Origin of the sequence: Halochromatium glycolicum (assembly GCF_016584085.1) — a bacterium.
In the GTDB taxonomy this organism is placed as follows: Bacteria; Pseudomonadota; Gammaproteobacteria; order Chromatiales; family Chromatiaceae; genus Lamprobacter; species Lamprobacter glycolicus.
Genome location: NZ_NRSJ01000054.1, coordinates 11850 through 37191, shown reverse-complemented (window position 1 = coordinate 37191; position 25342 = coordinate 11850). Strand labels below are relative to the sequence as shown.

The 25342-nt window shown below is 59.8% G+C and carries 17 protein-coding genes and 3 pseudogenes; 10 read left to right on the top strand and 10 right to left on the bottom strand.

Translation table 11 applies throughout. The features are described from left to right. The first annotated feature begins 492 nt into the window (after window positions 1-492). The 4 genes and pseudogenes from CKO40_RS20745 (at window position 493) to wbpD (ending at window position 3680) form a co-directional block, all read left to right on the top strand. The gene (locus CKO40_RS20745; RefSeq protein ID WP_200348358.1) at window positions 493-1542 is read left to right on the top strand and encodes a Gfo/Idh/MocA family protein; all 1050 of its coding nucleotides are present in this window, start codon (window positions 493-495) and stop codon (window positions 1540-1542) included. 51 nt (window positions 1543-1593) lie between these two features. Then, window positions 1594-1908, top strand: coding sequence for a hypothetical protein (locus tag CKO40_RS20740; protein ID WP_200348357.1), 315 nt, complete (start codon window positions 1594-1596; stop codon window positions 1906-1908). 19 nt (window positions 1909-1927) lie between these two features. After that, window positions 1928-2967, top strand: a pseudogene (locus CKO40_RS25490) (aminotransferase class I/II-fold pyridoxal phosphate-dependent enzyme); the annotation flags it as partial. 98 nt (window positions 2968-3065) lie between these two features. Then, window positions 3066-3680: a UDP-2-acetamido-3-amino-2,3-dideoxy-D-glucuronate N-acetyltransferase gene (gene wbpD / locus CKO40_RS20730; RefSeq protein WP_200348356.1), complete on the top strand. Its 615-nt coding sequence runs from the start codon at window positions 3066-3068 to the stop codon at window positions 3678-3680. A 72-nt stretch (window positions 3681-3752) separates the two neighbouring features. Here the strand turns inward: wbpD and CKO40_RS20725 are convergent, their stop codons facing one another. Continuing rightward, window positions 3753-5543 (bottom strand): glycosyltransferase family 4 protein, encoded by a 1791-nt coding sequence (locus CKO40_RS20725; RefSeq protein WP_200348355.1) that lies wholly within the window; start codon window positions 5541-5543, stop codon window positions 3753-3755. 44 nt (window positions 5544-5587) lie between these two features. Next, window positions 5588-6718 carry a glycosyltransferase gene (locus CKO40_RS20720; RefSeq protein WP_242477219.1) on the bottom strand — a complete coding sequence of 377 codons (1131 nt, stop codon included), beginning with the start codon at window positions 6716-6718 and terminating at the stop codon, window positions 5588-5590. 727 nt (window positions 6719-7445) lie between these two features. Between CKO40_RS20720 and CKO40_RS20710 the strand changes: the two genes are divergently transcribed. Further along, the gene (locus CKO40_RS20710; protein ID WP_200348353.1) at window positions 7446-9494 is read left to right on the top strand and encodes a polysaccharide deacetylase family protein; all 2049 of its coding nucleotides are present in this window, start codon (window positions 7446-7448) and stop codon (window positions 9492-9494) included. A gap of 822 nt (window positions 9495-10316) precedes the next feature. Here the strand turns inward: CKO40_RS20710 and CKO40_RS20705 are convergent. Together CKO40_RS20705 and CKO40_RS20700 are read right to left on the bottom strand one after the other, a co-directional pair. Beyond that, window positions 10317-13652 (bottom strand): FkbM family methyltransferase, encoded by a 3336-nt coding sequence (locus tag CKO40_RS20705; RefSeq protein ID WP_200348352.1) that lies wholly within the window; start codon window positions 13650-13652, stop codon window positions 10317-10319. Between the two features lie 159 nt (window positions 13653-13811). Continuing rightward, window positions 13812-15632 carry a sulfotransferase family protein gene (locus CKO40_RS20700; protein ID WP_200348351.1) on the bottom strand — a complete coding sequence of 607 codons (1821 nt, stop codon included), beginning with the start codon at window positions 15630-15632 and terminating at the stop codon, window positions 13812-13814. Between the two features lie 138 nt (window positions 15633-15770). Between CKO40_RS20700 and CKO40_RS20695 the strand changes: the two genes are divergently transcribed. The 3 genes from CKO40_RS20695 to CKO40_RS20685 all read left to right on the top strand — a co-directional run bounded on the left by CKO40_RS20695 (window position 15771) and on the right by CKO40_RS20685 (window position 19480). After that, the gene (locus tag CKO40_RS20695; RefSeq protein ID WP_200348350.1) at window positions 15771-16982 is read left to right on the top strand and encodes an ABC transporter ATP-binding protein; all 1212 of its coding nucleotides are present in this window, start codon (window positions 15771-15773) and stop codon (window positions 16980-16982) included. Window positions 16983-17224: 242 nt separating this feature from the next. After that, window positions 17225-18712 (top strand): ISNCY family transposase, encoded by a 1488-nt coding sequence (locus tag CKO40_RS20690; RefSeq protein ID WP_200348349.1) that lies wholly within the window; start codon window positions 17225-17227, stop codon window positions 18710-18712. Between the two features lie 591 nt (window positions 18713-19303). Next, a complete protein-coding gene (locus tag CKO40_RS20685; protein WP_476702810.1) occupies window positions 19304-19480 on the top strand; it encodes a DUF4376 domain-containing protein in 177 nt (58 codons plus the stop codon). 11 nt (window positions 19481-19491) lie between these two features. Here CKO40_RS20685 and CKO40_RS20680 read toward each other — a convergent pair whose 3' ends face one another. The 4 genes from CKO40_RS20680 to CKO40_RS20665 form a co-directional block, all read right to left on the bottom strand. Beyond that, a complete protein-coding gene (locus CKO40_RS20680) occupies window positions 19492-20445 on the bottom strand; it encodes a GSCFA domain-containing protein (RefSeq protein WP_200348347.1) in 954 nt (317 codons plus the stop codon). Window positions 20446-20687: 242 nt separating this feature from the next. Beyond that, window positions 20688-20966: a transposase gene (locus tag CKO40_RS20675; RefSeq protein WP_200348346.1), complete on the bottom strand. Its 279-nt coding sequence runs from the start codon at window positions 20964-20966 to the stop codon at window positions 20688-20690. After that, window positions 20873-21082, bottom strand: a complete 210-nt coding sequence (locus CKO40_RS25485; protein ID WP_200348345.1) for a transposase — start codon at window positions 21080-21082, stop codon at window positions 20873-20875. Before CKO40_RS25485 ends, CKO40_RS20675 begins: the two co-directional genes overlap by 94 nt. Before the next feature lie 602 nt (window positions 21083-21684). Continuing rightward, a complete protein-coding gene (locus CKO40_RS20665; protein WP_200348344.1) occupies window positions 21685-22326 on the bottom strand; it encodes a hypothetical protein in 642 nt (213 codons plus the stop codon). 322 nt (window positions 22327-22648) lie between these two features. Here CKO40_RS20665 and CKO40_RS20660 point away from each other — a divergent pair, with 322 nt between their 5' ends. Next, entirely contained in the window at window positions 22649-23176 is a 528-nt protein-coding gene (locus tag CKO40_RS20660) for a transposase family protein (RefSeq protein WP_200348343.1), read from the top strand. Then, window positions 23098-23448, top strand: a pseudogene (locus CKO40_RS20655) (ISAs1 family transposase); the annotation flags it as partial. The gene CKO40_RS20660 and the pseudogene CKO40_RS20655, both read left to right, overlap by 79 nt. A gap of 99 nt (window positions 23449-23547) precedes the next feature. On the opposite strand, the pseudogene CKO40_RS25480 reads toward CKO40_RS20655, so the two are convergent. Beyond that, window positions 23548-24002 (bottom strand): annotated as a pseudogene (locus CKO40_RS25480) (DDE-type integrase/transposase/recombinase); the annotation flags it as partial. An 830-nt stretch (window positions 24003-24832) separates the two neighbouring features. After that, entirely contained in the window at window positions 24833-25279 is a 447-nt protein-coding gene (locus CKO40_RS20650) for a hypothetical protein (protein ID WP_200348341.1), read from the bottom strand. Window positions 25280-25342: the final 63 nt, after the last annotated feature.

The window sequence follows — 25342 nt, the reverse complement described above, 5'->3', positions numbered from 1 at the left end:
GATCGTACGGGGGTTCCTCCGGTGTCGCCTGTGCCGGAGCAGCGAGTGTAATCATGAGACCCGTCACACTACAGAGCACGACCCAGCCCCCGGACCGTCGAATACAGTGATTAGATTGCATTGAGATAAGCCCTCAGTTTGATAGCGCCTTGACCCGAGCCTGCGATCCCTGCCCCTGCTGTGAGGTAGAACGGCTCCCCGGCAGACGTGAGATGCGCACAAGTCATTTTCACGTCGCCAACCGCATGTTAGATTAGACTACTGGTGATCTAAATGCAACGTTGCCTTTAAGCAACAAGCCTGCCGACTAGGGTAGACTGATACTCAGCCGTGACGAGAGCCCCGCCTGACTGGATACGTTAATCTACCCGCAAGCAGGCAGGCGACGACAAGCCCAAACTGAAGACGGTCAAACCCGGACAACCAGGAACCCGGACGCCTTAGAGCCGACAACCGATTAAACGCTGACCATCGGATAACCATCAACCCCTCATGCCCTCCCCCATCACCAAGCGCAAGCTCCGCATTGCCATCGTCGGCTGCGGGCGCATCGCGAAAAACCACTTTGGCGCCATCGACAAACATGCCGAGGATCTCGAGCTTTGCGCGCTATGCGACATCCATCCTGAGCGCCTCAAGGCCGCGGCCGATTCCTCAGGCGTCCCCGGTTATCGCCATCTGCGCGACCTGCTCACGAACGAACAACCCGACCTCGTCGCCCTCTGCACCCCCAGCGGCCTGCACGCCGAGCAAGCCATCGCCGCCGCCCGCCATGGCGTGCACGTGATGACCGAAAAGCCCATGGCCACCCGCTGGCAAGATGGCGTGCGCATGGTCAAGGCCTGCGATGAGGCCGGCGTGCATCTGTTCGTGGTCAAGCAAAACCGGCGCAACGCCACCCTGCAGCTGCTCAAGCGCGCGGTGGACGAAAAGCGCTTCGGCCGCATCCACCTGGTCCACCTCAATGTCTTCTGGAGCCGCCCTCAGGAATACTACGACCAAGCCAAGTGGCGCGGCACCTGGGAGTTCGACGGCGGCGCCTTCATGAACCAGGCCAGCCACTACGTCGACCTGCTCGACTGGCTCATTGGCCCGGTGGAAAAGGTCCAGGCCATGGTCAGCACCACCCGCGATATCGAGGTCGAAGACACCGGGGTGCTCAACGTGCGCTGGCGCAATGGCGCCCTCGGCTCCATGAGCGTCACCATGCTCACCTACCCGAAGAACCTGGAAGGCTCCATCACCATCCTCGGCGAGCAGGGCAGCGTCCGCGTCGGCGGCGTCGCCGTCAACGACATCCAGCTCTGGGACTTCGCCGAGCCGCGCGACTATGACGAGCAGATCAAGGCCGCCAACTACGAGACCACCAGCGTCTACGGCTTCGGTCATCCGCTCTACTACAAGAATGTCATCGACAGCCTGCGCGGCGAGGCCGAGCCTGATACCGATGGCCGCGAAGGGCTCAAATCCCTCGAGCTGCTGATCGCGGCCTACCTCTCCGCGCGCGATGGCGGCACCGTCTCGCTGCCGCTCGAATATTGAGTGCATCGATCCTGCAAGGCGAAAAACGGTTAAGAACTGGAGACCCATCCCATGCAAGCGGAACTGATTTTTGACCACGGCCAGGTTCGGCTCGCCCAACCTCTCTACCTCAAGCCGGAAGCCCCCTCCCACGTCGTCATCACCATCCCCGAGGAACATCTGGCCCCGCCTCGCGACTGGTATCCGGAAGAACTCGCCCCCTTGCCGCGGTTCACCCCCCAACGCCCTCCCGCCGCACCTGGGAGCTTGCAAGAAGAGCTCAACAACCTGCTTGGCCCGCTGGCCGTGACCCGGGCCGCCAGCAGCATTGGTGACGATCATCAGCTCTACCTGGAGGCCCTCGAGGAGCGCTACCTTGGCCGCTGAGCCAGTGCGGTCCAGTCCCGTGCAACTGGTCTTCGACACCAATATCCTGGTCGACGCCATCCTCGCCCGTGGGCACTTCTACCCCTACGCCGTCCAGGTCCTGGAAATGGTCAAGCGGGGTGAGAGCGAGGGTTGGTACGCCCCCCATAGCCTGACGACCGTCCACTACCTGGTCGAGAAGAGCCTTTCCCTCCAGACGCACAACCGCGCCCAAGCCACACAGGCCGCGCGGGCCGTGGTTGGCAAGGTGCTCGGCTTGCTCAAGCCTCTACCGCAGGTGGGGGACGAATTTCTAACCCTCGATCCTCAGCCGGGTGATGACCTGGAGGATCTGCTGATCGTCACCCTCGCCAGCCGTTATCTGCCCCAGCCCCTCATCGTCACGCGGGATAAATGGATGCTCAGAGGGGATCGATCCTGGCAGGCCGCCCACCCCAAAGAGATCGTTGAGGCCGGTGGCCCACCTCTGTGGATGGCACAGCGGCGTGACCAGCCTCTGTCTTTCGTGGACTTGGCGGCCCAGCAGCGTGCCATTTGGCCAGAGCTGGCGGAAAGGGTGAATACCGTCCTCCACCACGGCCAATACATCCTCGGCCCCGAGGTGCGCGAGCTGGAACAACGCCTCTCCACCTTTACCGGCGCCCAGCACTGCATCAGCGTCGCCAGCGGCACCGAGGCCCTGCTCATCAGCCTCATGGCCCTTGGCATCGGCCCGGGGGATGAAGTCATCACCACGCCTTTCACCTTCGTCGCCACCGTCGAGGTCATCGTGCTGCTCGGGGCCACCCCGGTCTTCGTCGACATCGAGCCCGACACCGCCAACATCGATGCCTCGCTCATCGAAGCCAAGATTACCGATAAGACCAAGGCCATCCTGCCCGTCAGCCTCTACGGCCAGCCCGCGGACATTGACGCGATCAACGCCATCGCCGCGCGCCACGGCCACCTCCCGGTGATCGAAGACGCCGCCCAAAGCTTCGGCGCGACCTATCAGGGCAACCGGAGCGGAAACTTAAGCACCATCGCTGTACCAGCTTCTTCCCCAGCAAACCACCAGGCGCGCAACAGGTCGCCCGCGAGGCCATGAGCCTGCCCATGCATGCCGACCTCACAGAGGCCGACCAACACCGCATCGTTACCGCCCTCAAGGCCAGCGTATGAACGACGTCAGCATCCACCCCACCGCCATCATCGACGAAGGCGCCCAGATCGGCGCCGGCTCGCGCGTCTGGCATTGGGTCCACATCTGCGGTGGCGCGCGCATCGGCCAAGGCGTCTCCCTCGGCCAGAACTGCTTCGTCGGCAACAAGGTCCGTATCGGCGACCGCTGCAAGATCCAGAACAACGTCTCCGTCTACGACAACGTCACGCTGGAAGAAGGCGTCTTCTGCGGCCCCAGCATGGTCTTCACCAACGTCTACAATCCCCGCTCGCTCATCGAGCGCAAGGACGAATACCGCGACACCCTGGTGAAGAAAGGCGCCACCCTCGGCGCCAACTGCACCATCGTCTGCGGGGTCACCATCGGTGAGTTCGCCTTCATCGGTGCTGGCGCGGTGGTCAACAAAGACGTTAAGCCCTATGCACTGATGGTCGGTGTACCGGCGCGGCAGATCGGCTGGATGAGCGAGCACGGCGAGCAGATGCCGCTGCCGTTGGAAGGCGAAGGCAGCTACACCTGCCCCCACACAGCACAACGTTATCGACTCGAACAAAACCATATCGTCAAAGAAGCTAAAATCGCCAGGGGCGCACACGGGTATTCGGCTTAAAAATCCATTTCCATCCACGAAAATTCCTGGCGATGGAGAAAGGTATTTGTCAAAGCGCGGAGTCAGGCAGGCTCATGAAGTGATCAATGCTTCGTGCCTGGAAACCTCCGGGAGATTGCTTGCCCGGTCGGAACCCAGGAGCCGTCGATACAGATGGATCAGCTTGTCCCGCTGCGTAGGCCAACCATAGACGGCTTTGATCCGCTCGGCGTGCTCATGATCGACGACGAAGTCATCGCGCGTGCGGGCGATCGTCACAAGAGCCTCGGCAATCGCGGCCGGGTCGGTCTCGTCCACCACTAGGCCCGCCCCGCTCAAGGACACAAACCGCTCTAGCTCGGGAAAGGCCGAGGCCACCACAGGAACCCCCGCCATCGCGCTTTCGATCAACTTGTTAGGAAGACAATAATAATAACTGAGGCAAACGTTCTGGATCACCACCAAGCTGGCGTCCGCGCCCCGAATGTAAGACACCACCATGTCCGGCGGGACGGGGGCCATGATGTGGACACGCTCGGTCACGTCGGCGTCAGCCGCGATCCGACTGACCTGCTCCAGCATCACTGCATTGATCCCGCCAAGCAGGGCCAGATGGAACCGGGGGATGCGGGCAATAGCCTGGATGGTCTGTTCGAGGCCACGACCAACCGTGATTTTACCCACATAGATGGCCAGGGGGACAGATGGATCCAGGTCAAGGTCCGTCCGGATATCGCGACCACCATCGGAAACAGTGTCCGTGTTGGGCGCGTTCATGACCACGGACGGGCGCCCAATTTTGTAGGTGCGCGCCAAGTGGTCGGCGATGCTGTCGCACACGGTCACGACCGCATCAGCCTGTCGGATGAACACCGCTTCGAGGAACATGCAAAACATTCGATCAAGATAGGTGCGCGCAATGTTTCGGTGAGTTTCCAGCTCGTGGGAATCGTATATCACCTTGCATCCCGTTTTTTTCTTGATGTATATGGCGGCGGGCAACATAGACAGGTCATGCGCGTGTATGATATCCGGCTTAAGTTTTATCAATTCATGCCTATGCATTCGTCGATATTTCAGAAACAATGTAATTGTTGGAAATTTTTTCGCAAAAATCTTGAATTTTTTGAGGGCATGTTTTCGGATTGTTCTAAAAACGCTCCGTATTGTTCTAAAAACGCTCCGTATTGTTCTAAAAACGACCCGCATTCTTCTAAAAACGCCCCGTATTGTTCTAAAAACGCCCCGTATTGTTCTAAAAACGCCCGCTAACATTGTTATAAAAATATCGCCCCACCTGTAATCTCTTAACGCAACAACGGCGCGATATAATTCTGCTTCCAGATTAGAGGCAGCCTTTCCGCAAACCTTTTTCACTCGTTGGGCTTGAGAACTCGTCTGACTTGCGACAATGCCTTTAGACTTTTCAAAAATTTTGGACGTCCAGTTTTTTGCTCTTAAGACTCTACTGCGGACTCTACTGCGGACTCTACTGCGGTAGTTGCCTTCGCTCTGGCCCCGGCCGGTCAGAAGATCCAACGGGTACAAAAGGAATAAAGAAAGCGCCAAAAACGCCCAAGTTAAACTCTTTGCCGTATATGTATAAAGCGCCCGAAGCGGAATAAGAAATAAAATGAAAAACAAAGAGCGAGACGCGGCCTTTTTGTCAGGCGCCGCACGAATGTAGCAAACCCCATTCTTTTTTTCTCGTTCTTTCGTTCCTTCTGCCCATGCGGCATAAACACCTACATCATAGCCTTCGTCCGCGACCGCCTCCGCTGCTCGAATCACCCGGCTATCGCTCACGCATGGATTGCTTACCAATGCCGCCACTTGAATGGGCGACGATGTTGGTTCCCGATCAGAAAACGGATAAGACGTCATTGTAATTTCCCCGATGCCTTTTCCAAGTCGTCGTTCAGCCCCGGTTACAGGCGGCGTTTGCGCGCGACAAGCCGTTCGGCCAAACCGTCGGCGATCACATCCCACCCGAAGTGGGCCTCGGCATGGGCCCGCGCCCGCTGTCGAGCCTCGGGCCATGTATGGCGGGCTTCGAGAACCGACGTGACGGCCCGCGCCAGGTCCGCGGCGTTGTCTGGTTCGTGCGTGAACAGCCAGCCCGTTTCCGACAAGTCCCGGACGCCGGGAATATCGGACGCGACGACGAAGCGCCCGGCGGCGGCATAGTCCCGCAGTTTCAAGGCCGAGACACCGATTTCCGCGTTCCGCCGCCGCGTGAAGGGGGCGAGGGCGATATCAAAGGCATTGATCACCGTGTTGGCGTCGTCCCTGTTGACCCACCCCAGGAAGATGACGTTGTCCTGCAAGTTCAGATCCCGCACGCGCTGTTCAAGGCGCGCCCTCTCGGGCCCGTCGCCCGCGATCACCAGTCCGACGGAATACCGGGTCAGCAAGGTTGGAAGCGCCGCGATCGCCGTTTCAACGCCTTGCCAAGGACTGAGCAGGCCGATGAACCCGAGCCAGGTGACCCCCGGATCAAGGCCGGTCGCCCGCATGGCCGTGTCGCGATCAATCACGGAAAAGTGATCAAGGTCCGTGCCGTTACCAATAACGATGATCTTTTCCGCCCGGGTGCCGGCGTCGCGAAGCAGCATCCCGATGCCCGGAGTTACGCACCGGGAAAGATGCCCCATCCGCGCCGACCAAACCTGAAACACCCCTTCGACCCAACAGGCCAAGCTCCCCCCGCCACGACTGCGGCGTTCGCTCGCCAGCCAGCTGTTGTGCTCGACCACCGTGAACATACCGAGCAGCCGCGCGAGACTAACCTGAAGGAATGTCAAGGCGTTCGCGCGAACGTATAGCGTAGCGGCCTTGTTACGCCAACGTTCCGTAACGATATAAAACATCTGAGGAATGGCGTCCAGGATCCCCGGGATGCCGGACAGGCGGCTCGGCGCCCACGACCGAACGATGTGATCCGCCGTGACGACGCGACTGGGGTGACGGCGGGGGGCGATCATCCGAACCTTGAGGCCCGCGCGGCGCCAACCGCGCATTAGCGCCATTTGATGGTGACCGCCTCCCTCGTGGCTCATGATATCCACCAAGTTTACCATCAGGATAGAGCCGTTCTTGCGCCGCCCCTTTGGGGGTGGTGCGCTTTCCCGGGCAAGAAAGGCCGACTCGCTAGGTGCTTCGCCCCGATCCGCGCTGGACGGTCGCGGCGGCGCAGCGTCTTGGCTCGCACCGCCGGTATGCGCAATGCGGCGGGTTTTACCGTCGCCCTTTCGGCTCATAATGAGAGAATGGCCCAAACATTGAAATGGTCCGGTGTCTGTCCAGGGCGTTCCGCGTGTGCCTTGCATCGGTCTCACCACCCCGGAGGACGACGAGATGCCATCTCCGGACACCGGTCGAGGGGCTTCACCAGGGGGTTGCCTTGCGCCGCCAGGGTCGGTTCGAGCACGGCACGCGCCAAACAGCGCCTTGGTTCAGCTTTCACGACTCGGGCCTCAGACCGGCGCGCCTTCAGTCACACACGCGCGCAGGTGGGGTGATAATCCCCAGCCAACGTCCGTTCCCGGAGGTACCCGGCCGCGACATCCGCCTCTTGAAGATGCACGACACTATCGCTGACCGGCCCGAAGACCCGCGAGAGCATGTCATAGAAATGCACATCGATATTGGTGGCGACGCCTACGGATTTGTTGATACCGTCCTTCCGAGAAGCATGGTACCAGTGGCCGCGCGACGTCAGATAGGTCTGATCGACAGCCTTGATCTCGGGACAGAACCCGGCAGATGAGAAGCCGCAGCATTAGAATGACGATTTCTTCCGGCTACGACCGTCTGCTCGCGCACCTGGGTACTACCGTCACTGTCTCAGAGTTCGCCGACGCGCCGCGGCGCGCGGGACTCTGCGCCCTGCGCCACGATGTCGACCATGACCTGGACGCGGCGCTCGACATGGCGCACCGGGAGTGGCGGGCGGGGCTGCGCGCTAGCTACTACCTGCTTCCGACGGCCGCTTACTGGAGCGACGACCCGCGCTTCTCGGAGAAAGTCCGTCAACTGACCGATTACGGGCACGAAGTGGGTCTGCACGTGAACTGCTTCGCTCAATGGGCGGCCGGCGAGCTCGATGATCCGGGCGCGGCTCTTCGGAATCGGCTTAAGCGCCTGCGGGCGACCGGCGTGCCCGTGCGCAGCATCTCGGCGCACGGGGACAAGCGCTGCTACCGCCACGACATAAGCAACTACTGGGGCTTCACCGAATTGCGTCCTTCAAACCCGTTTGCGGAGGAGAACCGACGCACCGCGGAAGGGCCATACGATCCCACGGGCGAGCGGCGGCTGCGCTATCCGGCCGGCCACACGCTGGTGCGCGCCGACGGCGCCCGTCTGCCGCTGTGGAGCCTGTCTATGCGCGCCCACGGACTGGACTCCCACGCCTGGCACACGCCGTTCGACCGCTACTTCACCGACACCGGGGGGGACTGGACGCGCTCGGCCTCGCCACTAGATGCCACGCGCGGGTCGCAGCGGTGGCAGGTCCTGGTGCATCCCGAGTACTGGCAGGCGGACAAGCGGCTCTATTTCGTGCTGGCACCCGCACGCTCGGGCTCGAAATGGCTGAGCGAGGTGGTGGCGGCTGGGACCACAGCCGACGCCACCCATGAATACGTGCTGAACCAGGACTTCCATGCCGGCGAAGCACAGGCGAAGGCGACGGCGGCCTTTCGCGCGCTACAAGATGATCCGGACCAGATCCGCGCGCGCCTGGGGCAGGCATGGGAGAGCTGGCAAGCGGCACAGCGGGACTGGGTGGAGGTAAACGTCTACCTGCCAAGCGTTGTGCACGAACTGCGGACCTTCTTCCCGGAGGCGGTCTTGATCCATTTGCGGCGGTCGCCCGAGAAGATCGTTCGGTCCCTGATGAACCGCGACTGGTACGACACACCCGAGGATACTAACCATCCGGCGCTCACCTCAACGAACCCACCGCAGGATCAGTTCGGGCGGGTGTGCGCTTACGTCGGTGAGACCGACCGGCGACTGCGCGAGGCCTGCGACGCCGCGCTCGACCTGGAGACGCTAACCTTGAATGATGAGTCGCGCGTCGCCGGGCTCGAGGCCATCGGGCTGGCCTACCACCCTCGCCTGGGCGCAGATGTCGCCAACCGGGTGAGCAACGCCGGCACGGCCGACGAGTTCCCGAGTTGGACGGGCTGGACCGGGTCGCAGCGGCGGGCTTTCAGGAAATGGGTGGCCGGACAAACCGTATCGCCGGGCCCGTTGATCGGTGCCGCGATGGCGGTGCACGCGCGTTTGCGCCATCTCCTGCCGTCGGGACGGGGTACCGGGGCGGGCGAGGCGAAGGATCTGCTGCGTTGGTCGGCTTCAGCGGCGCAGCCGCCGCCAATCGCGACCGTCCACTGCGCGGCGGCTCCCGAGCCGGGGACCGGCACCTTCACGCTCAAGCGCACGCAGGCCGATGCCCACGGCATCGCCATTCTTGGCGGAAGCAACTGGGCCAAGACCGTCCGGAACGACAAGGGCGGCCGCCCTGAAAGCGGCTGGCCCATCCGTCCGGGAATGTATTTGCGCGGGCATCTGCAGGCGCAGATGGAGACCGGTGATGCCTTGGTCGTTCACGGGATCACCTACGGCCCGGATGGCAGGGCCGTCTCTCGGCGGCGTCTGGGCGTGCTAAGCGGGCGGGAGGGGCGGCTGGACTTCGCGTTCGCCCCACGGCCGGATGGGAGACGTGTCGACGTGGCGCTGTATATGCCTCGGGATCAGGCGGCGGGGACGGCGCGCCTGACGGAAGCGGTGCTGCAAGTGCTGCCGCAACCGAAGCGTGAGCGATGAGGTGGGGGCCTCCTCTGACGGCATCTTTGTGCCAGCATGGGTATATTGAAGAACGCCATTCGAGCAGGAGCGGTGAATGTCAAGGTAGTTGTGTGTGCCGCAGCAATGCGGCTTTGGTCGGCAGGGAGCTAAGCGGGCAGCATGAGAAGCTGCCGAAGCGATGGCGGAACCGACCCGCCGGAGTCTGCCTGCAGGGGCCGGCTCCAAACCACCCCCGAGCGGCCTTGGCTGAAGACCGTGGTCGTGAGCGTCGGGGGAGAAGGCGCATCCAGGTGGTGCGTCAGGTAAGAATCGATAAGGCGAGTACCAACGAACCCTCGTGGAGGTGTCGAAACTGAGTAGCCGACATCAAAACCAGAGGCCACAATTATCTCTGGGACGAGCCCATCGGGAACCTGTGTACTGGGTGGGTGGTGTCCGGCATAGAGAGGGCGCGAGCTCGATTCAGGCGCTTCGGTGGAACTGCGGGAACTCGGACCCTGATGCCAAGGGAGCCTGCCAAGCGAAGAAAAGCAAGGCACAGAGTACCGATGCAGGGTCCGAGGACGGACCGACCCGTATGAGCGTTGACGTGCCTGTAATGGGTGCCGAGCAAAGGGGTCGGGTTGTTCCAGTCGCATCTTAGGTCAACTCCTGTTGGAGGATGAACCTCCGATGATGACAAAGCGCTTTGTGATCCATGGCGCTTGGCGAGGAAACGCCCGAGCGGCAAATACGAGCACAAAGGGTTGGAGCAACAGGAGCCCGGTGAGCCGAGAGGCTCACGCCGGGTTCTGCGAGCGGCTGAGGGGGCAGTTCCCTCGGCCGACTCAACCCCAAGTATTACAATTGATCCAGCGAACCTCTACCACGCCGAATATCGTGACAGGGATGTGCCGGCGTGACGATGTAGAGTCGGTTTCCGCTGCTTTCCCCCAACACTTTGCAACCCTTGTTTTCAGCAATCTCCCGGCAAACTTCGGTGGAAGGTCTTCCGTTCCGCTCGTATGGCGCTGCAACAAAGATTGCACGCGCTACGCTCAACGAGCTGTCCATGCCTGCTAACGCCTCAACCTCCGCACCGTTGATGGTCATGAAGACAAGATCAACACTCTGCTGCCCCCACTCCTCAATCAAAGAATCGAGTGTATCGACGCGTGCCAGGAACCCATGCTCGTCAGTCAGCTTATCCATGTCTAGGAGGGTGTTGCGTTGTCGCCCCTTGCCTTTGACTGGAAGTGCGCCCTTCTCGTTCCATACGCCCGCCTCCACGATGTCAATTACGTCGTTAAGCCCATTTTCCTGCACATTGCGGCGCAAAATTTCTACGTTGTCAGGCATCATCTCAATTGCCAAAACCTTTCCGCTGCTACCCACGAGCTCGTCAGCGAAACGAATGGTTTTGTGCCCCAGATATGCACCACACTCGACTAATGTACCGCCGTACGGCGGGAGAATAGAGGCAGGCGGCCAACTGAAGTCGGAAGCGTAACGCTGCGCGATGTCAAGGCCAAGCAAATAGGTCTCCTCCGTAATCACAGAAGGCACGACATCGTGCACATAGTCGAATGCGCGTCGGTGGTTGGACTTTGATGTATGTCCGTAAAAGATTCGTCCGTTCGGAAGACGTACGAACGCAAGCCCATCTCGAACGCCAGCCTCGGCGAAAACCGTCTTTCGTAAAGAGTCCATGTGCTTGCTGAAGCTACGTGGAGCCCTGCTGATCTCATCGGAACTGAACCTACGCAGGACGGTAGAGCTATCTTCGCCACGGGCTCTGCAAAGCGCCTCGAGGCGCTCGTGAAAGTCACCCGACGGCTCCATCTCCACGGTGCCAGGAGATACGGAGATTCTCGAGATGGCCGGTGCCCCCGCGCCATTAGGTGTGGATTTTGATATTGCAGTTACCTCGACCCGGCCGCCCGTGTCGCAAACGGCGATATCGAACCGAGCGGCTACAGCGACTCTTCCTGCCCGCTCGAGATGATCCTCAACTTCCTCGCGGCGGCTCTCGGGGACATTAATCCTGAGATAAACTGACGCGTCCGCAGGTGCGCGCTTCAAGAGCCTAACGAGGAACCGCAGATCTTGAACTTTTTCGATCAGAACATTCGTGAGATATACCACGTCAAGAGGCACACTGGATTCGGCCAAATGCCGCAGCGAGCGGCGGCTGAACAGCTTATTGTAAAATTTCTGGAAAGCCTCAACGAAGTCTTCGGCTGGGCTGGGCATATGATAGACCGTGGCAATCGGACGGGGGACGCGGAAAAGTTCGCGCTCGTTCGCGGAAATTTGGCGATGGTAAACAAGCACTGGCGTTATGCCGTCTGAGGCAGCCATATGATTGCGAATGACGTCGAGATCATCGGAAATAACGAAAAAGCGTCCATTACGCCGGCCCCCGAAAGGACTTCCCAAAGTTTCCCCACGGCCCCTCACCCAGTTCGCAACAAGGGCGCGGATATCTAGTGGCAGCGGCTCGTCAATTCCGCTGAACTCATAGCTAACTGACACTCCATCCAAGGACACTCGAGTTTGCTCATACAGTTCGTAAGGCATACCCTTCGCAAAGCGGCCCGGGTGGATGAGAACGTGATTAAGTCCCGGCTCCATCAGGTAGGCATTCAAATGAAGGTTGTCGACGTTAGCAACATATTGGCCGCCAAAGCCCTTGATACGCTGTGCAGCCGCCCCACAAGAGTCGCTATAGTTCCGCCATCTCAGCGGTGGCTCACAAGCGCCGTTGCGCCTGGCGTTGTTGTAGATCCAGATGAGATCGTCGTACCCGTCCGGTAGATCTACAAGCTGCGCGTTGCCTTCCCCGCCCCCGTGAGGTATGAATGTCCGAATATTGAAGTACTGCCGCAGGTTGTCGACATCCTCAGCAAATACCTTCTGAGCGACAGATTTATCGGCGTTGGTGATCTCTCGGCTGTACGTGCGTCCGTCTCTCGCCGTGCGGATCAGGCCGAGGGCGTTTTGGTGATAGCCGATTTCAAATCCCGCTTTCTCAAGATGCTGGTAAAACGCAACATTGAGATCCTCAATAACCCAATGACGACGCTGCTGCACATCGTCATATATAAAACGATTAAAAAGATAAACACTCGAAACGATGTTGTTTTCGAGTTCCCAGCGACACATCACCTCCGTTTCCACTGGATAATAGTCGATATGATGATCCAGGCATACGTTAATTTGCTCAGGGTCGTAATCTCCGGCCAGGGCCTGGGACATCGTGATAAAGCGACCATTCCGTCTTTTTACAATCTCTATAAATGATACAAAATACTCCCACGGATTCCTAAAATACTCTGGCGTCGGCTTCCAGAGCCTTTGTACAGCGTTGAAGGGGCCACCTCGAGAGGGCACTAGGGTGGGCTGCTCGTCGGGTTCGGAAGGCGTCGAACCTTCCGTGCCAGTAGGCTTGCTTGACGAGTCTTCCTGCACGGCCAAGCCGGAGGGTATTGCACCAGTTCGTTCCGCTTCAGCTACATACGCGGGTATATTGCGAAAGTAAACGCTTGGGCTTCCGGTGTATTTGAGGGCGTAAAGCGGGCGGTCTTCGTCCCGAATGGGTGCCGCACCCCAGCCGGCTCGCATGAGAGCCCTTCGCTGGACCTCTATCCTTTGCGCCGCAAACGCCTTTCCTTCCTCACCAGGTAAGGATGTCTTATTGACGACAGTCAGCCACGCCCACCCCGCCGGCTGTACAAGCCCGGTAAGGCGAAGGGCGAACTCTTCTACTTCGCTGTCACTCCTATAGTTGCAAGCATTGAATGTGCCCTTGACCCAAAGCCCGTCGCAGCGACCCCCTACTGCCTCGGATGTGATATCATTAAAGTCCATGTCTAGAACCTCGAAACCGAGGTGTCGCCCAAGAGAAATGAACTGAGGATCGCGTTCCACGCAGACCACTTCCGCGCCAAGGTGACGCGCAAGCAAGGCGAAGGCATAGTGGCCTGGGCCGAGCTCAACAATTTTCTTTCCCTCGAAAGCCGTTATCTCAAAATAATCATTTAAAATGTTGGCGATACGTATGCCGCGCCGCCGGTTAAAAGCCTTTTGGCTGGTGAAATCTGTTTGTTCGATAATCTTAAGCCCGACGCTCCCGACATCGCAGATTTTTTCAACTTGCTGCTGATCGAACAAATGGTTTGGCCGCTTAGGCTGCATCGATCTCTACCTTTTCTTCATCAGCGATCACGTCCGCCCTCATTGGCTCAGAAAATCTTGGCAATACCGCTGCGCGCTTCATGGCCGAGTTGCGGTTTCCCAATGATTCAACTTAGTATAGTGCGTCCGACAGTCAGGCCCACGTTTACCTCTCTTGACCTAAAATTCCCACCAAATCGGATGCGTCAGCACCCCGCAGACGGAGCCTTTGTCCTGCGATGCGCGCCCGAATGGTCGACGACCAAAGGTGCTTTCCCGTAAACGCATAATCCCTCCCGATTCGGTATGATAGTAATCTTTCGCGATGTCATATGCCTCGTACTCCAATCCGTAATCAAACATCGAGATCTCGCCCAGCCGTAGCTGGACCTCAGCTTGCCCGCTGCGGTAACTCACGGTACGCGGGCCACCGAAGCGGCCATCGCAGCACTCTTGGAATAGCTCCCAGTTTCGAAATCCCAACTCGCGGCACAGCGCGTCGCCGTGCGTCGAGGTGCCGCTGATCGGGACACCGAGCCGGTGGAAAAACGCAAGCTCGCGTTCCAGAAGGGCAACCGGATCGATGCCCTCGCGGAGCGTCAGGGCGACGAGGTTGTTGTGGAAGTTGATCTCGTGGCCCAGCTCGCACAGCCGCTCTACTGTCTCCAACAAGAGGTCCGAGTGGCGGTAGCGCCCGTCCTCGAGTCGGCCATAGTACCAAGACGTGTGCAGGAGACAGTAGGTGGCCCTAAGCCCGCGCGCGGCCTCCCACTCGGCGATCTTCACGGCTGTCTCCGGATCGTGGTCGACATCGTGGCGGATCATAAGGATTTTGCGGTCGCCCACTTCTGCCTCACGGACGTACTCGCCGATCGGCATAATTTCGTGCGTTTCCATGTAGGGGGCCAGCAGAGCTTCATAATCTGCCGCAGAGAACTTCCGCTTCGAGGCGAATTTTTGTCGCTGAATGAAACGCTCTGCCTTGGAAATCCGCACCCTGTCTTCAGATTGCGCACGCACGCGTTTCACCCAACCCCGGTGATCGTATCCAAGATGCCGCATCTCAACGCGGCAGGCCGCGTCAATCTCCTGAGCGATATCGACTGGCAACACTTCTCGACCACGCCCCACGCCGCTCGTGGAGAAGTTCATGCGGAGCCGTTCGGCATTCGGGTGCGCGCCGGCGTGAATCGGTGAATCCGATTCATAGAAGGCGAAGATGCGCTGATGAAGGGAGACGGGCAGCATTTCAAACACCTGCCCCAGAGTTCGACGCGGCGCGCGGACAAGATCTTCGTAACGGATTGTCATCGCGCGCTCGGGCCGCTCTTCACAGAAGGTGCGATACTTTCGCGCATAAGCGTTCCAGGAGGCGCAGACTTCTGCCACCGTCTTTTCGAAGCCCCGCTTTTGGTGGGACAGCACCACATCCAGCGGATCGCGGATGATGCCGACGAAATAGGCATCGGGCAGATACGCCAGCGCGACACCTAGTGACGCGCTTGCATACTTGAAGCCATAGAGGGCAGCGCCCTCGCGCAGAGCGCGCTTGCGCACGATGCGGCACGCCACCTTCAGCCGTTCGCCGAGGGTCATGGCAGCACCGGGCATCTCCGCCGCCAATTCGCGCAGTGCATCACGCACTTCTCCTTCGGCAACCCCGGCGCGGTGGCATCGCGTAAAGAATAGACCCGTTGGCCGGTCCCCGTCCTGGCGAAGCGCCCGACCCGCGTTGGCGAACTCGCCTTCTGCCAGCTCCATCGCCCGGTCGAGCAGGCACAAAAGCTCCGCCGGCGGCGGAAGTTCGGCAGGCAGCAATTCGGCACCGCAAGCGATCTCTGGATGGCTGTCGAGGACGGTGGCCAGCAGGGTGGTCCCTGAGCGGGACATCCCGCCCACGAGAACCATCGGATCCGGCGTGATGATTTCGTTGCGGCCGCTTGCCGTGCGCAGGCGCTCGGAGGCGCGCCCAATGATCGACGGGGAACTTTCGCTGGACATGAATTTCTCGTTCGCTCGACTGTAGACGCGCCCGCACTGCTGCAGCGCAATCTGGCCACTGTAACCGGAGAAACAAGAATGTATCAATACTGCTGGAGGGTATAGCATGGCGTTTTCATGGCTACCCTGGACCAGACGATGACGGACACCACAGTGCAGCAGCGTGCCGGCGACGAGACAGCGCAGGCAGTTGACACCGGACAAGCTAATTCAGCGGCCGCCGGCGGCGGCGGCTTTTTACCCCTCCTGCGCGCGCAGATGCGGCGCTACCGCAAGGTCGTGAGTTGGTTCGCGCGCGACGCCTATGGCCGGTTCCTCTGGCGGATGGCATTCGTCCTTGCATTTAGCCTATTGGCCATGGGAGGCCTGATGGGCGCGCTTGGCGTCATCTTCTTCTATTCAAGAGCACTGGAGAATGGCACCGTACTCGTTTATGGCGGATTCGAGATCGCCGTGCGCGAATCGCTGCTGCTGCTGGTCGCGGCCGCCATGGGAGGGCTGTTCCTTTTCATCATGTCCTTCGCCTTCAGATACGCTGCGGTCCTGCAGGCCCTGGCAATCGGGCGGGCCTACGAAGCCTTCTGCTCCCGCAGGGCCATCGCCCTCCTCGGCGCGCACGGTGGGCGGCCGGAGACCAGCACCTGGGCAGGCCAGGCTGGGCGGCTGATCCAGAGCGATCCGCGCTACTGCGGGCGCGTGGCACGCATCACCGTAAACATGATCCCGCCGGTGCTGGCATTCGCCGGCACCTTCATGGTTCTGATCTTTCTGGATCCTATCTTGACGCTCTCCTTGGTTGCGATCCTCTTCACGGCGCTGCCGTTGCTCTACGTCGTTAACGTCCGCGGGGCACACCATTCTGTGGCAATGGAGAGATGGGCGAAGGCTGCGGCCAAGCGAAAACGCGAACTCGTGACGCTCAACGCCGAGCACGGTGAATCCCTCGACCCAGAGTGCCCTGAGATGGCGCATCCATTCCGTGAGGGGCCGATCGCACGGTATCTCGATGCCTACCTCGGCCGCCTGCGCGCCAGCTATAACAGCGAGTTGGTCACGAACGTCGTGATGGGTATTAGCGTTGTCGTGATTCTGGCGAGCAAGGGTACGCAAATTTTCGTGACGGGACAGGGCTGGGGCGAGTTGGCAGTGTACATGGTGGCGCTGCGCGTCAACCTGACGAGCGTGACCCAGGCGAGCAAAACGCTGACAAGCGTCAACCGTTTCTATCCGCAAGTCGCGCGCTACTTCCGCTTCCTGCAGGAAATTGAAGGCTTGCCGCCGACCCGGCCGTCTAGGCCGAAGCAAACGTTTCCGGCTGCAGCGCTGGACGGCCAAGATGATGAGGAATGACCATGCCGGTTCCAAAAAGCGTATATAGTGCCTGAACGAAAACTCAGTTTCGTCTTTCTAAACAATATGTTAGTTTCTGACCCTATGGTCGAAGTTGTCGCGTGGTTGCGGGCCGCGGCCGTGCAGCCTGCTCCTGCCGGGCGCCTAAGCCCCTGATTTTTCGTTGTCAGCGTTGGGCTGAGCCGCGGTTCTCGAAGTGAAGCGGAATTGAACCGCCAAAACTTCCTCATTGCATCATTGCCATGCGCGAGATCATCAAGCCGCAATTGCAACTCGGTGAACAGGACATCGGCGCGATTGTGATCCATGCGCGCTTGCGCGATGACATCCCGCGCCTGCTGCGCGGCCTGCAGCACATCGACACCACGCCCGCGCTGCGCGAGCAGGTCTTCGCCATCCTCGCCGAGGTGTTGCCACAACGCGTCGATGGCGCCGGTGCGGTGAGCCCCGAGACCGGCCGCCCCGGCATGGCGCAGTGGCAGATCCTGGTGCTGGGCACCCTGCGCCTGGGGCTGAACGCCGACTACGAGCGCATTGCCGAGCTGGCCAACCAGCACCGCACCGTGCGCCAGATGCTCGGGCACAGCGACTGGAGCGACGCGACCCAGTGGCACGTGCAGACGCTCAAGGACAACCTGCGCCTGTTCACCCCCGCGGTCTTGGAGCGCATCAACCAGGTCGTCGTCGAGGCCGGCCATGCCCTGGTCAAAAAAAACCCAGACGACGCCCTTGAGGTGCGCGCTGACTCCTTCGTCGTCGAGACCGATGTCCACTATCCCACCGACATCAACCTCCTGTATGACGCGGTGCGCAAGACCATCGAGACCAGTGCCGCGCTGTCTGAGACCGAGAGCCTGAGCGACTGGCGCCAGCGTGCCTACAACATCCGCTGTGTGAAGAAGGCTTATCGCCGTGCCCAGCCACTCAAGCGCTCCAGCGCCAAAGACCCGGCCAAGCGCGAAGCGCGCCTGGAGGCGATTCGCACCGCCCACGCCGAGTATCTGAGCCTGTGCGAGGGCTTCCTCGAGCGCGCGCGGCTCACCCGCATCAAGCTCCAGCACGGGTTTGGCTGGCCGGCGGGCGCCTTCAGTGCGCTCGATGACGTCATCGCCCATGCCGAGCGCCAGATCGATCAGGTACGCCGGCGCGTGCTCCAGGGCGAGCGCATGCCCCATGGCGAGAAGGTCTTCTCCATCTTCGAGCCGCACACCGAGTGGATCAGCAAGGGCAAGGCCGGTGTCCCCGTTGAGCTCGGGCTGCGCGTCGCCGTGATCGAGGATCAGTTCGGCTTCCTCCTCAGCCATCGCGTGATGCAGCACGAAACCGACGATCAGGTCGCCGTGCCGCTCGTCGAAGACCTCGCTCAGCGCTATCCGCAGATCGCCAGCGTCAGTTTCGACCAGGGCTTCCATAGCCCGGCCAATCAACAGCGCCTCGCTGAGATCGTGGATTTTCCCGTGCTGCCGACCAAGGGCAAGCCTGCCAAAGCCGTCGACGAGCGCGAGCACAGCCCGCGGTTCCAGCGCCTGCGCCGCCAGCACTCGGCCGTGGAGTCGGCGATCAATGCGCTCGAGGCCCATGGCCTGGACCGTTGCCCGGATCATGGTCTCGACGGTTTCAAGCGCTACGCCGCCTTGGCCGTGGTCGCACGCAACCTGCACCGCCTCGGGGCCGTCCTGCTCGCGCAGGACACCGAACAGGACAAACGCCACCGAAAACGCGCGGCCTGAGCCCAGTACGACCACGGTGCACACCCGCCCGGGAGGAAAGGTGTGTCGACGGGCTGCGCACTTTGCGAGCCATTCTCATCGCGTCGGCGCATTGACTCCGATTGCGCCCCAAATCGATTCAGCAGCCCCAATCAACAGCGCATCGGCCCGGCGGATCGCTGAATCACAATGGGTTTTCTGTCAGGCACGATTTACAAGCGATTGAGTTAAGGCACTTATGAAATCGCTTATCTCGAATGGCTGCGTCGTCCAGCTTCGCGAGACGGAATTTCCCGTCGCAGCACTTTTCACATGGGTGGATGCTTCCTAGGGCGTGACACCTTAATACCAGTATCTCGATGGAGGCTTCATATCGCCGAAGCCAAGTCCATACCATGAATGGAACGAGTCCTCTGGCGACTGAGTCCTTGACCTGGAGGGTTATCGGATCAGCCGTCTGGCCGCCCTGGCCGACTATCGCCGGCGCGTCGAGACCGGTGGTCTGGCCTGGAACGGCTACACCGTCCCGACCGATGACCGCAGCAAGACCCTTATCAACGCGGCAGCTGACCGTGCGCGGCGCTCTGACACGCGTCTTCGGCCGGTTGGAAGATCTCGGCTGGCAGCTGGATCGATGCCGCGGTGCAGCAGATGAAGGATCTGCAGGAGGCCGTCGAGGCCTTCGTCGACGCCTGCTTCGCGCACAAGCGCCAGCTGGCCCAGGACATCCTGGACGCCGTCGACATCACGAGCGGCTGGCCGGCGGACAGCGCGTTGGTCAAAAATTGACCGTGAGATCGTTATTCGTGCTTTGATTGAGAGCCAAAGGTGCGGTGAAAAAGATCCATGATCATATCGACGGCAGCCTTTGTGACGTGGCGGCTATCCCAATCAAATGGCTCCTCAACAAGATGATGAGTGATTTCATAGCTGGGGAAGTAATGAACGCCATCCAGTTCCTGTGTTATCGCATGCGCTGTGTACAGGAGGGTCGACTTGGACACATGGTTGCTAACCACCACGCTCCGATTGAAGAAGGTTGCGCGCAGGGGCACGGGACTGACGGTTAGGATTACCTGGACGTGTGGGTTATGCTGCCTGAGGAGTTCGATAGCGGTCCGGACATTCACCACGTTTTCGTCAGGAGTGAGCAATCGAAACGCGTGTCTTTCCGCTACGTACGCTGACTTTGGAGGAACCTGCGCAAACACACGATTGGTTTTCTGATCGTACCAGACTTCACTCAAGCCGAGCGTGATAATAAAGACATCGGAGTCCATCAGTGCTGCGCGAGCTTGTTGTTTATATTGTGCGATTGTGGCCGTTGCCTCTTCGGAACTGTTAAAGACTGTTTTCATGCGATGCAGGTCGTGCATGCGCCCTTCAGAATCAGCCACGGGATCCGGATCAAAGAGACCGAAAGCGCGCTCCACTTCCTGGCGGATGCATGCCGTGTTGTACACTCGCTCCCATGGGGCAGAGCCGTGGGCCGCGCGCGGCCCCTCGCCGTAGTGAACGTAATTGTACCCGGATTCTTGGAGGTGGCTCTTGATCTCTCGGGCGAAGCAACTGCCCATAGAACCAATTGGCGTGTTCTTGTCGAAGAGCGGTGTCGGGTCTGGGAGCAGATGATCGGGATTTAGATGCGCTTCCGGTGCGTAAATCTGCCGTTCCGAGAGGCCCAGGATATCGTTCTCAGCCATACGAGCGAGGCGCCGTTGTAGGCGGGCGCGGGAGCTTTGATCGACAGACATGCAATATCCTTCAAATTGGCTATGTGACAAGAAGCGTGGATCTTCCAGTGTGGCAAGTCAAGCTTTTGGGGACGGCATATGTCTGAGCGGTTAAGCTGTTTGACAAGGTGAAATAGGAACCCTTTGAAGGGCCGTTAAAGAACGCCTCAGCGTAGGGTCAAATCGCCCCTCAGCGAGGCACGGGCTACCGGGGTGTAGCCGCGCAAACTTTTGTGGCGCAGCGCGCAACTTTAATCGGCGCGCTACACCAGCACCCGAATGCGGTTGCGATCTTCCCGGGTCGGCTTGTCGAGCCGGCCCAGGCTGGCGCGGTCCCAGTCGTTGGCCTGCTCGCAGGCCCGACGCCAGGACCGCAGCTGCTCCGGATACAAACCGCGCCGGCGGCAGTATACCGACAGATCGGCCTCGTTCAGCGCCGCGGTCTCGACTACGGCCGCGAACTTGTCAGCCGCCGTCCAGCCCTCGGGCCGCTGTCGGCGGCCGGGATCAACTGTCCCTTTTCGCGCGCTTCGCGTCGCCACTTGATGAGCGTGGCCTCGGATAGCCCTTCCTCCTGGGCCAAGCGCGCCAGGGGAATGCGGCTCGGTGGCAGCAGCCGCTTCAGGACAGCCGCCTTGCGTTCCGGTGAATATGCCATCGTGTCATCCCAATCCGCCCTCCTGACAGGTTACGGAATTCAAAGGGCCTTGGACGACACCGCTGACACAGGGAGTAATGCAGTCCGCACTGAGCATCACAGCCAAAAAAGCAACATCCTCGACCTCAATGTCTCGAATCAAACACAAATATCCGGAAGTCTGCATTATGCCGATAATTCAACCCGACTGGGTGTAAATCGCCTTTAAGTGCCAGATCAGTCACATCAACCCATCCATTTTTTAAGAACACATTGCGACTCGCCGCGATCTTTTCTTTGAAAAATTGCTCACAACGCCTCTGCTCAGCAGACGGCTGGTTGTATGTAAGCCAAAATCCTAATCCACCATCTTCAATTAACGATGTGAGCCAGCTAACGGTTTCTTCGTAAGCCTCTACTGAATCATAAAAGAAAATATTAAGAATCCCGATGCCTAATAAGAGCTTCGTTTGGGGGATAGATGGTGTCGTGTTCGAAATTTGGTCAGTTCGACCAAACTCGAATTCATGCGTGCACTGGGCACCACGTTGCCGCGCAATGTATCTAACAGCAGAGTTCTTATCTACAATTTCTGCGTCGGCACCTTGAGCTATGAAAAGTGATTATAGCCCTCCGACTCCCGGGCCAAACTCTAAAACGTGGCTCGGCTTGATCTCTAGGGGGTTGATGCCGATACGGGTAAATAATCTCATATTCTGAAGGAGTCGGATGTGTCCGAGGTGGCCTTGGTATTGCTGTCGAGACCAAATATTGATGAAATCGCGAGGCAGAGGAGATATAAGCGCTTGGTGGGCTTTATGTACCAAAATTTCGTGGCCGTAAAACGTTTCAGAAACGAAAGACTTTTGAGCTAACGTTTGTGGTTCCCTGTTGTCTTTGTTCGGAGCTAGGAGCTTTGCAAAGCCCTCCGACGGGCTAGTATCTGTGGATACCATCTCTTCATCGAGGCCTTCGAGGAATGACAGCATCCTATCGGCTTTCTGGTTTATGTGTCCAATCTCCTGAGTGCGCATCTTTAAGGCATCCTCGTAATCCTTAGAACTCTCATCAAGAAGTACGACGCCGTCAAGATATCGGATTGCTCGTCGCGCGTAGGATCTCCAAAGTTTTTGTTCAGCACACGGTGTATCTTCGTGCCGAATAAGAGCAATCAAATTGCGTGAAGACTGGCAGGCCGCTTTAAGCGTCGACTCTGCAGTATCAAAATTAAAGGGACCCGATAGGTAGATTGTGTTGATATCCATGGAGGTTTTTCCCTTCGCGGCGCTTGCTAAAGCAAGCTTAACCAACCAATTTTGGGTTATTCGACGTTTGAAGTGGAATTGGGGATCCGTTTCCCGACCAGCCAACGCCTACCAAAACTCTTATATCTCTTTGCTAGACCGAAACCCCAGCCATCCCTGCGGCCCGACCTGCCAGCCCCCGGCCATCGGTCGCAGGCCCGATCAAGGCCGAGCCGTGCAAGGGGCAGGGCACTCGATTGAACCATTCTAAACTTTGGGGGGATTCCCGAACCGATGAATATGTGAATCCCGAGAGGCTGCCACGAGCAGGGGAGGACAGCCCATGACGGCGCAGACGCAAAGCATTCCGGGGCTGGACTCCTTTTCCGGGCTCGAAGACCCACGGGGATTGGGTAAAGTTTTGTACCCGCTGGAAGAAATCATGCTGCTGGTGCTGTGCGCGCAGTTGGTCGGCGCCGACGGCTTTGTTGAGACCGTGCGTTGGGGCGCCATGAACGTGGACTTCCTGCGCCAATTTCGTGCGTTTGTGTTTGGCGTGCCGAATCACGATGCCCTGTCCGACCTGTTCAATGCCCTCGACGCCGAGGCCTTTCGCGACGCTTTCATCGCCTTCGCCGAAAGCCTGCGGACGCCGTCGATCCCGGCGCCGACCATGAGGCGACTCCCGAAGTCGTTGCTATCGTCGGCAAGACCTCGTGGCGCACCGGCGAGACGGCCAAGGGCCGCACCGTCCTGCATCTTGTCTCCGCCTGAGCGACCGAACAACGCATCGTGCTCGGCCAGGAGGCGGTCTACGGCAACGAGAACGAAATCGTGGCCATACCGCGCCTCTTGGACATGCTGGACCTGACAGGGATGTTGGTCACCATCGATGCCATGGGCTGTCAGAAGGCCATCGCCAAAACAATTCGCGACAAGGGCGCCGATTACCTTTTGCCCGTCAAGGACAACCAGCTGAGCCTGCACAATGATATCATGGCTTTCTTCGATGAACACCGCGACCGCGCATTCGCCGACTGCACGGCCCTCTTCCACGAAACCACAGATCAAGACCACGGCCGCTTCGAAATCCGCCGACACTGGTCCACCGGCGACATCGCGTGGCTGGCCGAGCGCCATCCCTGGTCCGGCCTCGCGAGCATCGCCATGATCGAGCGCGACGGCAAGACCGAAACCACACGCCACTACTCCTTTTTCCCTGCCCGCCGATGCCGTCCTATCCTTTGCGACGGTTTCCTTGAAGAGAGCGGTGAACAGGGCCACACGTTCGACGTCCTCGACGCGCCAGCCGACAATCATGCGGCTGAAGATATCCATGATAAGATAGAGGTAGAAGTAGATCCATTTGGCCGGAGCTTCGGTTCCGTGACGTCCCAGGACCAGACCTGATTGGGCCTATCCGCAATGAGTTCCGGCTTTTTGTAAACGGGATGGCGACGCCGTCTTCGTCGTTCGCGGACCTCGTTTGCCCTCTCCAGTTCGGCCGCCAGTTCAGCGGCCAGAGGGTTGGCAGCCTTGGGTTTGGGGCCGCGTTTGGCGGGGGTCAGGGCGGTCAGAATGCCGGCGGCGCGGTCGGTTTCCTCCAGAATGCGCAGCTTCTGCCGGGCAGTGATCGTCCGCCCTTTCGGCCGCTTGGACATCTCCGGATCGGCGGCGGCAGGTGAGCTGACAGCTTTGTCGGGCATAACCATGAGATCGGCCTCCTACGCCCTCAAGTCTAAAATTCGCGGGGGCATGTCTCAGATCATTGGCACGGAGGGGAGCGGATGACGCCCCCTTGTGGCGGGTTGAGCCAGCGGCCCATCAGGTGAGCAGCCAGGAAGTCGCGATGCGGACAGGGCGCACGCGTGCTTCGCTCGGCGCCGCACCTGCCTGGAAGTAGAGGGCCACATCCACGGCGACCGTATCACCGCGCGGGACGTAACTGACGGTGGCCGTTTGCTTTTCGGCCGAGAGAACACCAAGTTGCCGCCGAGCTAATGACTTGCCCGTTGGCTCCATAGCTCACGCCGTGGACGACGATCTTGCTATGGTCCATTCCCACAACCACTTCGCCCTTGCAGAACTGGCCCAACTTGATCGGCCATCCGGCCGCGGGATCCGCTTTCTGCCCTTTCCTAAACGTATCCTCCCAGGCGCAGATAACCGTGGGCGCATCCGGCCCGAATGTCGATGTCCTCGCCATCTGGGGCTACGAATAGCTTCATACTCGGACCGCCAACGCAGCGACCAGGTCTCGGGCGGTCCGACGGAGTCTCCGGGTCCACGACCTCGGCAAACACTCGGTTCACCAGGCGTCGATGGACCGTAATTCCGATCGCCTCAAGCGCGGCGGCGGCCTCGGGCGACGCGGTCATCTGCTCCAGGGCCATGCGGTGCTGACAGGCGGCGAGAAGACGTGCGTTGACGCCCGACACATAATGGCACACGCGGGCTAACTGACCATAGCCGCCCAGCCCGGCACATCCACCGCCGCATGGCGGTCGTCATCCGCTGTTTCGTACCATCACCGCGACATCCGCGAGGCCACAATACGGACAGGGTGACGATGGAGATGAACCAGCGTCGCGTCCGTGAACAGCTCGCACAAGGCATCCAGAACATGCGGAAGATGCACGTTGACCTCGGCGACATCACCGGTCAGCCGCATGTCTGTCCAGCCGTTTTCGAGCAGCCGCCGTACCGCCCCCGTGTCCTGGACCAAGTCGCGGAAGCCTGAACCGGTCGTCTTGTCCGCCGCCCGGCCGTTAAAGAAGTCCTGGTTGAGGAGGTATTCGTGGCGCGCCTTGACCGGCGTGGCTATCTCAAGAACACGGGTCAGCCACTTGCTCCCACCTCGCGCGATTGACAGAAAAAATACGTGTGAGCGTCTCCGACCGAGTACCCCCGGTGCATCAGCACGTGAACGCGGCCCTTGAGCGGCCGTGACAAAGGGTCGGGCGTGCGGCGCCATGATCCGCCACTGTGCGAATAGTACCAATCAACGAGGACATGCCAGGCATGATAGTCCAGCCCG